The organism is Hydrogenophaga sp. GW456-12-10-14-TSB4, from assembly GCF_059424305.1.
This window is the reverse complement of sequence record NZ_JBWKZH010000116.1, coordinates 1-8,444: the sequence shown is the minus strand read 5'-3', so window position 1 is coordinate 8,444 and position 8,444 is coordinate 1. Positions and strand designations below refer to the sequence as shown.

Here is an 8,444-nt window from a genome sequence, read left to right as displayed (position 1 = left end):
CCATCGAAAGGAAACCGATGACCTTCCCCACGCCCACCCCTCTGTGGCGCACCCTGCTCGGCGGCGGCCTCATGGCCCTCGCCCTCACGGGCCCGGCCCAGGCGCAGAACCTGCCCGGCCAAGGCGTCGCGGTGCAGCCGCTGCAAAGCTCGATCGCCGAAGAGACCTTCCAGACCCTGCTGGTGTCGCGCGCGCTGGCCAAACTGGGTTACGACGTGAAGCCCATCAAGGAGGTGGAGTACCCGACCGCCCACGTCGCGATCGCCAACGGCGACGCCACCTTCATGGCCGACCACTGGGACCCGCTGCACGCGGACTTCTACAAGAACGCCGGCGGCGACGCCAAGCTCTACCGCCAGGGCGCCTATTCGCCCGGCGCGGCCCAGGGCTACCTGATCGACCGCAAGACCGCCGAGGCCCACAAGATCACGCGCGTGGACCAGCTCAAGGACCCCGCTATCGCCAAGCTGTTCGACCACAACGGCGACGGCAAGGCCGACCTGACCGGCTGCAACCCCGGCTGGGGCTGCGAAGCGGTGATCGAACACCACCTCGACGCCTACAAGCTGCGCGACACGGTGACCCACGTGCAGGGCAGCTACGCCGCGCTGATCGCCGACACCATCACGCGCCTCAAGCAGGGCCAGCCGGTGCTGTACTACACCTGGACGCCCTACTGGGTCAGCGGCGTGCTGCGCCCCGGCCAGGACGTGGTGTGGCTGCAGGTGCCGTTCTCCTCGCTCCCGGGCGAACAAAGCAAGCTCGACACCCAGTTGCCCAACGGCCAGAACTACGGCTTCGTGCTCAACACGCAGCGCATCGTGGCCAACCGCCAGTTCACCGAGCAGAACCCGGCGGCCGCGCGGCTGTTCGAGGTGATGGCGCTGCCGGTGGCCGATATCAACGCCCAGAACCTGCGCATGCGCGAAGGCCAGAACAAGCCGCAGGACGTGGAGCGCCACACCGACGCCTGGATCAAGGCCCACCAGAAGACCTTTGACGGCTGGATCTCGCAAGCCCTGGCGGCCGCGAAACGGTAAAGCCGCTCAACGCGCCAGCAGGCCGATCACCAGCGCGTTGGCCAGATCGATGAAGAAGCCGCACACCAGCGGCACGACGATGAAGGCCCGGGGTGCGGCGCCGTAGGCCCGCACCACCGCGCTCATGTTGGCGATGGCCGTGGCGGTCGAGCCCAGCGCGATGCCGCCGAAGCCCGAGCAGATCACGGCCGCCTCGTAATCGCGCCCCATGAAGCGGAACACGACGAAGGCCGTGAACGCCACCGCGAGCAGCACCTGCAGCGTCATGGTCACGGCCATGAAGCCCAGCACTGGCTCCAGCTCCCACAGGCGCAGGCCCATGAGCGCCATGGTGAGGAACAGACCGAGGCTCAGGTCGGAGATCAGCGCCACGCCCAGCCGCATGCTGGGCCAGTTCCACAGGCGACCGCCTTCGGGCGCCAGCCACTGCCCGGCGCTGCGCAGGCCGATGCCGGCCATCAGGCAGCCCACGAAGGCCGGCAGGTGCAGGCCGGTGAGCGCGACCAGCTCGTTGACACCCTGCCCCAGCATCAGCGCGATGTTGAGCCAGAGCAAGGCCATCAGCACGCCGTGGTAGCCGAGCCGCAGGTGGGCCTCGTCCTGGTAGCGCGTGCCGACCTCCACGTCGGCCACACCCGAGGGTTCGATGCGGTGGCGCCGCATCAGCCAGGCCGCCAGCGGCCCGCCCACCAGGCAGGCCGCGATCATGCCCACCATGTTGGCCGCCAGGCCCAGCTCGCCCGCGTTGGCGATGCCCAGGCGGTCGACGAAGTGCGGCGTCCAGGCCAGCGTGGTGCCGACACCGCCGGTGAGCGAGATCGAGCCGGCCATGAGGCCCGCCCGCGCGTCCATGCCGAACGCGCTGGCTGCGGCCATCCCCACCCCGTTCTGCAGCAGCATGAAGCCGATGGCCAGCACCAGCAGCACCACCAGCGAGCGCCCGCCCTGGCGCAGCGTGCGCACATCCGTGCCCAGGCCGATCGCGGCGAAGAAATACAGCAGCAGCATGTCGCGCGCGCCGAGCTCGAACACCACCCGCACGTCCAGCGCGTAGTACAGCGAGCACACCACCAGCGCGCACACCACCCCGCCCACCACGGCCTCCGGGATGTTGTAGCGCTGCAGCCAGCCGTGGCGCTGCGTGAGCCACTTGCCGACGAAGAGCAGCAGGATGGCGAGCGTGAAGCTGGCGAAGGGATCGACGAGGAAGCTGGTGCGCCAGGGGAACGGGATCATGGCGCCATGGTAGCGGTCAACGCCCCGTCATCTTCTCCGGCACCACCCACTGGTCGAACTGCTCGGCCGTCACGTGGCCCAGCGCCAGCGCGGCCTCGCGCAGCGTGGTGCCCTCCTTGTGCGCTTTCTTGGCGATCTGCGCGGCCTTGTCGTAGCCGATGTGCGTGTTCAGCGCCGTCACCAGCATGAGCGAGCGGTCCACCAGCTCGGTGATGCGCGCGCGGTTGGGCTCGATGCCCACGGCGCAGTGGTCGTTGAAGCTCTTCATGCCGTCGGCCAGCAGGCGCACGCTCTGCAGGAAGTTGTGCGCCACCATCGGGCGGAACACATTGAGCTCGAAGTTGCCCGAGGCGCCGCCGAAGTTGATCGCCACATCGTTGCCGAACACCTGGGCCGCCAGCATGGTGACGGCCTCGCTCTGGGTCGGGTTGACCTTGCCGGGCATGATGGACGAGCCGGGCTCGTTCTCGGGAATGCTGAGCTCGCCGATGCCGCTGCGCGGGCCGCTGGCGAGCCAGCGCACGTCGTTGGCGATCTTCATGAGGCTGGCCGCGAGCGTCTTGAGCGCGCCGTGCGCGTGCACCAGGGCATCGACGCTGGCCATGGCCTCGAACTTGTTGGGCGCGGTGACGAAGGGCAAACCGGTGAGCCGGGCCAGCTCGGCCGCCACCTGCTCGGCATAGCCCTTGGGCGCGTTCAGGCCGGTGCCCACCGCCGTGCCGCCCAGCGCCAGCTCGCACAGGTGCGGCAGGGCCGCGCGCACATGCGCCTCGCCGTGCGCGAGCTGCGCCACCCAGCCCGAGAACTCCTGCCCCAGCGTGAGCGGCGTGGCGTCCTGCAGGTGGGTGCGGCCGATCTTGACGATGCCGTCGAAGTCGCGCGCCTTCTGCTCCAGCGTGCCGCGCAGCAGCGCCAGCGCCGGCAGCAGGCGGTGCGTGAGCGCCTCCACCGCCGCCACATGCATGGCGGTGGGGAACACGTCGTTGCTCGACTGGCTGCGGTTCACGTCGTCGTTCGGGTGCACCAGGCGCCCTTCGCCACGCTCGCCGCCCAGCAGCTCGCTGGCGCGGTTGGCCAGCACCTCGTTCACGTTCATGTTGGTCTGCGTGCCCGAACCGGTCTGCCAGACCACCAGCGGGAACTCCACCTCGTGGCCGCCGGCGATCACCTCGTCGGCCGCTTTCGCGATGGCCTGGGTCTTCTTCTCGTCCTGCAGGCCCAGGGCGTGGTTGACCACGGCCGAGGCGCGCTTGACCTGCGCCAGGGCGCGGATCATCTCGCGCGGCTGGCGCTCGCCGGAGATGTCGAAGTTCTGCAGCGAGCGCTGCGTCTGGGCGCCCCAGAGGCGGTCGGCGGGGACGTCGATGGGGCCAAAGGTGTCGCGTTCGGAGCGGGTGTTCATGGTGTGGCGTGACCTGTCAAAATAGAGGGCTGGTGAAGCCAAGCCCCAAGGCCCTCCAGCATAGCTCCAAATAAAAGCAATTCTCATCTGATGGCCACTTGAAGCCCGGCGGCCCCCGACGCGACTTGCTCCCAACGCCCACGACACCATGACGACCACCATCCGCCAGGCCGACCTCATCGAATCCATCGCGGCCGCGCTGCAGTACATCAGCTACTACCACCCCGCCGACTACATCGCCCACCTGGCCCGCGCCTACCAGCGCGAGCAGAGCCCGGCGGCCAAGGACGCGATCGCGCAGATCCTGACCAACAGCAAGATGAGCGCCACCGGCCAGCGCCCGATCTGCCAGGACACCGGCATCGTCAACGTGTTCCTCAAGGTCGGCATGAACGTGCGCTGGGAAGGCTTCACCGGCGGCCTGGAAGACGCCATCAACGAAGGCGTGCGCCGTGGCTACAACCACCCCGACAACACGCTGCGCGCCTCCGTCGTGGCCGACCCGCAGTTCGCCCGCAAGAACACCAAGGACAACACCCCCGCCGTGATCGTCACCGAGCTGGTGCCCGGCGACACCGTGGAAGTGACCGTGGCCGCCAAGGGCGGCGGCAGCGAGAACAAAAGCAAGATGATCATGCTCAACCCGGGCGATTCGGTGGTCGACTGGGTGCTCAAGACCGTGCCCACCATGGGCGCCGGCTGGTGCCCGCCGGGCATGCTGGGCATCGGCATCGGCGGCACGGCCGAGAAGGCGGTGCTGATGGCCAAGGAAAGCCTGATGGACGACATCGACATGTACGAGCTGCAGGCCAAGGCATCGAAAGGCGAGAAGCTCGACCAGGTCGAGGAACTGCGCCTGGAGCTGTACGAGAAGGTCAACGCCCTGGGCATCGGCGCGCAGGGCCTGGGCGGCCTGACCACCGTGCTCGACGTCAAGATCAAGATGTACCCCACGCACGCGGCCAGCAAGCCCGTGGCCATGATCCCCAACTGCGCGGCCACGCGCCACGCGCACTTCGTGATGGACGGCAGCGGCCCGGTCTACCTGGACGCGCCCAGCCTGGACCTCTGGCCCAACGTGAACTGGGTGCCCGACACGCAGAAGAGCAAGCGCGTCGACCTGAACACGCTGACCAAGGAAGAAGTCGCCAGCTGGAAGCCCGGCGACACCCTGCTGCTCAACGGCAAGATGCTCACCGGCCGCGACGCCGCGCACAAGCGCATCAAGGACATGCTGGCCAAAGGCGAGAAGCTGCCGGTGGACTTCACCAACCGCGTCATCTACTACGTGGGCCCGGTGGACCCGGTGCGCGACGAGGCCGTGGGCCCCGCCGGCCCCACCACCGCCACCCGCATGGACGGCTTCACCGAAATGATGCTGGCCGAGACCGGCCTGATCGCGATGATCGGCAAGTCCGAGCGCGGCCCGGTCGCGATCGAGGCCATCAAGAAGCACCAGAGCGCCTACCTCATGGCCGTGGGCGGCGCGGCCTACCTGGTCTCCAAGGCCATCAAGACCGCCAAGGTGCTGGGCTTCGCCGACCTCGGCATGGAAGCCATCTACGAGTTCGACGTGGTCGACATGCCGGTGACCGTGGCCGTGGACGCCGGCGGCACCAGCGCGCACATCACCGGCCCGGCCGAGTGGCAGAAGCGCATCGCCACCGGCGAGTTCAAGGGCATCGAGGTCGCGGCCGCTTGAAAACCGTCGGTGTGTTCGACAGCGGGGTCGGCGGCCTGAGCGTGCTGCGGGCCCTGCTCGCCGAACTGCCGGGCACGCGCTTCGTCTACGCCGCCGACAGCGCCCACGCGCCCTACGGCGAGCGCACCGCGCAGGACGTGTCGGCGCGCACGCACCGCATCACCGCCCAGCTGCGCGAGCAGCACGGCATCGACGCCCTGGTGGTCGCCTGCAACACCGCCACGGCGCACGCCATCGACGACCTGCGCAAGGCCTACCCCGACCTGCCCATCGTGGGCGTGGAGCCGGCCCTCAAGCCCGCCGCCGCCATGAGCCGCACCGGCGGCATCGGCGTGATCGCCACGCGCGGCACGCTCGAGAGCGCGCGCTTCGCCCAGCTGCGCGACCGCCTGGTCGCCGCTTCGCCCCGTCCCTTGCGGTTCAGCAGCCAGCCCTGCGACGGCCTGGCGGCGGCCATCGAGCGGCACGACCTGACCACCATCGAAGCCTTGGGCACGCGCTACGTGCGCGAACTGCTGCAAGCCCCTCACGGCAACCAGCCCATCGACACCCTGGTGCTCGGCTGCACGCACTACCCGTTCGCGGCGGAGCTGCTGGGCCGCCTGTGCGGCCCGGATGTGGCGCTGGTGGACACCGGCGCCCCGGTCGCGCGCCGCACCCGCGACGTGCTGGGACTGCCCGCGCCGTCAGACGCGCCTGCCGAGCCGCCCCTGCTGCTCTCCAGCGGCGATCCGTCGGCCCTGGCCGAAGCCGCCCGGCGCTGGCTGGGACTGGCGGCTGAAGCCAGAAGCCTCTAGGGCTGCAGCGCGGCCGCGCGCCCGCGCTGCATGTTCACCGGCATCAGCAGGGCCAGGCCGGCCACGAACAGCACCGCCGTGAAGCCGATCGCCAGGCGCTGGTTGCCCCCGGTCATCCAGGTGATGGCGCCGTAGCTCAACGGGCCGATGATGCTGGCCACCCGGGTGGCGAAGGTCCACAGGCCGAAGAACTCGGCCAGCTGGGCCGGGGGCGCCAGCATGCCGGCCATGGCGCGGCCCGAGGACTGGCTCGCGCCCATGCACACCCCCGCGATGGCCGCCGCGTACCAGAAGCCGCCCTTGGTGGTGGTAAGCGCCGCGATGATGCAGGTGGCCACCCAGCCCACCAGCGTGATGCCCAGGGCGAGCTTGTGGCCCAGGCGGTCCTGCCAGTAGCCGAACGCGAAGGCCCCGAGCGCGGCCGCGATGTTGAGCACGAAGATCAGCACCATGGTTTCCTGCTGCACGAAGCCGATCACCTGCTCCGCGTAGATCGCCGCCAGGGTGATGGCCACCGCCACGCCGCCCTGGTAGGCCGCCACGCAGGCCAGCAGCCACATGAAGTCCCGGTAACGGCGCGCCTGCTGGAAGGTGCGACGCAGCTGGCGCAGCGATTCGCGCCAGCCGGCCGCCCCCGCCGGGCCCGCCTGGGGCTGGGCGCGCTCGCGCAGCAGGGCCAGCGTGACCAGCGCCGCCAGGGCGAACACGCCGGCGGTGATCCACATGGTCACCGGCACGAACTGCTCGGCGGCCTGCCCCTGCCCTTTGGCCCACAGCACATAGCCCAGGCTCAGCCCCAGGGCCAGCATGCCGCCCACATAACCCAGGCTCCAGCCCCAGCCGCTCACCCGGCCCATGGCCTCGGGCCTGGCCAGCTCCGGGAGGAAGGCCGCCACCAGCGACTCGCCCCAGGCGAAGAACACGTTGGACACGACGATGAGCACCATGCCGAGCACGACGGCCCCCGGCCCCACCAGCCCCAGGGCGACCGTGGCCAGCACACAGCCCAGGGTGGTCATCATCAGCAGCCGCTTCTTGGCCGCATGGCGGTCCGCCCACGCGCCCATGGCGGGGATGGTGAACATCACGATCAGGTGCGAGATGCTGAGCGCCAGCGTCCAGGCGAAGGTGGCCCATTCGGCGCCGCCGGCCACCGCGCCCACGAAGTAGGCCGCGAACACCGCCGTGATCACCACCGTGGTGTAGCCCGAGTTGGCGAAATCGAACATCGCCCAGCCGAACACCTCGCGCTTGCGCACGCCGGGGTTCAGGGCATCGGTGGAGAAAAAGGCCATGGGGACTCCGGAGGGCGAGGCCAGGTGCTCGCGCTCTGAAGTCTATTACGCGCCCGTGACCGGGCCGTCAGTGCAGGTGGCGCGGCTTGCGCGGGCCACCGTGCGAGGGGCCGCCATGGCCGCGCGGCGGCTTGCCCAGCTGCATCGAATTCACCAGCGACTCGAAGCGCTGGTTGAAGAGCTTGTCGATCGCGCCGACGACGTCGCCCAGCTCGGCCTGGTCGAAGTGGCGCTCCATGACGTGCAGCACGTCCTGCACCAGCAGGTCGCGTTGCACCTGCATGATGGCGGCCGGCGTGGGGCCCACGAAGCACATCAGGAAATCGTCGCGCGCTTCCTCTTCGGACGAACCGTCCTCTTCGTCGTACTCGGCGTCGTAGAACGAGACTTCCAGCGGCGCACCGGCCGACGCGATCTCGTTCAGGCCCATGCAGGCCTCTTCGATCACCTGGCGGAAATCCTCGTCGCCCGGCACCGTCCAGCAGATCTGCAGCACATGCGCCTCGGCGTCGAAGCGGATGCCCGGTTCGTCTTCGTAGCTGCTCTCGGCGGCGGCCGCCAGCGAGCGGGCGCCGGCGTACTGCCACAAGGGTTTGAGCGCATCCTGGATCTGGCCATAGGCCACTTCCTCGCGCAACGGCACGTCGCCGTGCACGTGGATCTCGAAGGGCGCGTTGTATCGGGTCATGGAAAACTCACTGTAGCGGCGAAACCGCAAAAAACCTAGAGGTGGTGCCTCGAAGCGGACTCGAACCGCTAAGTCTCGCGACGGGGGATTTTAAGTCCCCTGTGTTTACCAATTTCACCATCGAGGCCCAGCAGCGCATTGTGGCAGGTTGGCACAAGACGGGCCGCAGGCATGCATACCTTTCACCTCATTTTCCGGCGAAAACACGCCGCCCCGGATGCGCCAAGACGCTCCAACGCCGGGTTTTGAGCCTGTTGCCCCGGGAGCGCCGCGCCCGCCCCCCT

8 protein-coding genes and 1 tRNA gene are annotated in these 8,444 nt (G+C 69.2%); 4 read left to right on the top strand and 5 right to left on the bottom strand.

What is annotated here, in order from left to right; genetic code table 11:
• Nucleotides 1–71: 71 nt before the first annotated feature.
• On the top strand, nt 72–1,040 hold the full coding sequence (gene proX / locus AC07ZS_RS29060; protein ID WP_494801912.1) for a glycine betaine/L-proline ABC transporter substrate-binding protein ProX: 969 nt from the start codon (nt 72–74) through the stop codon (nt 1,038–1,040).
• A gap of 6 nt (nt 1,041–1,046) precedes the next feature.
• Here the strand turns inward: proX and gltS are convergent, their stop codons facing one another.
• Together gltS and fumC are read right to left on the bottom strand one after the other, a co-directional pair.
• The gene (gene gltS, locus AC07ZS_RS29055; RefSeq protein WP_494801911.1) at nt 1,047–2,276 is read right to left on the bottom strand and encodes a sodium/glutamate symporter; all 1,230 of its coding nucleotides are present in this window, start codon (nt 2,274–2,276) and stop codon (nt 1,047–1,049) included.
• Between the two features lie 16 nt (nt 2,277–2,292).
• Nucleotides 2,293–3,678 (bottom strand): class II fumarate hydratase, encoded by a 1,386-nt coding sequence (fumC, locus tag AC07ZS_RS29050; RefSeq protein ID WP_494801910.1) that lies wholly within the window; start codon nt 3,676–3,678, stop codon nt 2,293–2,295.
• A 148-nt stretch (nt 3,679–3,826) separates the two neighbouring features.
• On the opposite strand from fumC, the gene AC07ZS_RS29045 reads away from it, so the two are divergent.
• Complete coding sequence (locus AC07ZS_RS29045; protein WP_494801909.1) at nt 3,827–5,380, top strand: fumarate hydratase; 1,554 nt, start codon at nt 3,827–3,829, stop codon at nt 5,378–5,380.
• Nucleotides 5,377–6,177: a glutamate racemase gene (murI, locus tag AC07ZS_RS29040; RefSeq protein ID WP_494801908.1), complete on the top strand. Its 801-nt coding sequence runs from the start codon at nt 5,377–5,379 to the stop codon at nt 6,175–6,177. The genes AC07ZS_RS29045 and murI overlap by 4 nt, the downstream gene beginning before the upstream one ends.
• Here the strand turns inward: murI and AC07ZS_RS29035 are convergent.
• The 3 genes from AC07ZS_RS29035 to AC07ZS_RS29025 form a co-directional block, all read right to left on the bottom strand.
• A complete protein-coding gene (locus AC07ZS_RS29035) occupies nt 6,174–7,472 on the bottom strand; it encodes an MFS transporter (RefSeq protein WP_494801907.1) in 1,299 nt (432 codons plus the stop codon). The genes murI and AC07ZS_RS29035 overlap by 4 nt on opposite strands.
• Nucleotides 7,473–7,539: 67 nt before the next feature.
• Complete coding sequence (locus AC07ZS_RS29030; RefSeq protein ID WP_494801906.1) at nt 7,540–8,160, bottom strand: DUF6806 family protein; 621 nt, start codon at nt 8,158–8,160, stop codon at nt 7,540–7,542.
• A 42-nt stretch (nt 8,161–8,202) separates the two neighbouring features.
• Nucleotides 8,203–8,287 (bottom strand) — tRNA-Leu (locus AC07ZS_RS29025).
• Between AC07ZS_RS29025 and AC07ZS_RS29020 the strand changes: the two genes are divergently transcribed.
• On the top strand, nt 8,262–8,444 hold a 183-nt coding region (locus tag AC07ZS_RS29020), incomplete at its 3' end, for a hypothetical protein (RefSeq protein ID WP_494801905.1). The genes AC07ZS_RS29025 and AC07ZS_RS29020 overlap by 26 nt on opposite strands.

Coding starts and splice junctions, on each gene's coding strand:
- proX (WP_494801912.1), top strand. CDS start 72: ATGGCCCTCGCCCTCACGGGCCCGGCCCAGGCGCAGAACCTGCCCGGC.
- gltS (WP_494801911.1), bottom strand. CDS start 2,276: ATGATCCCGTTCCCCTGGCGCACCAGCTTCCTCGTCGATCCCTTCGCC.
- fumC (WP_494801910.1), bottom strand. CDS start 3,678: ATGAACACCCGCTCCGAACGCGACACCTTTGGCCCCATCGACGTCCCC.
- AC07ZS_RS29045 (WP_494801909.1), top strand. CDS start 3,827: ATGACGACCACCATCCGCCAGGCCGACCTCATCGAATCCATCGCGGCC.
- AC07ZS_RS29035 (WP_494801907.1), bottom strand. CDS start 7,472: ATGGCCTTTTTCTCCACCGATGCCCTGAACCCCGGCGTGCGCAAGCGC.
- AC07ZS_RS29030 (WP_494801906.1), bottom strand. CDS start 8,160: ATGACCCGATACAACGCGCCCTTCGAGATCCACGTGCACGGCGACGTG.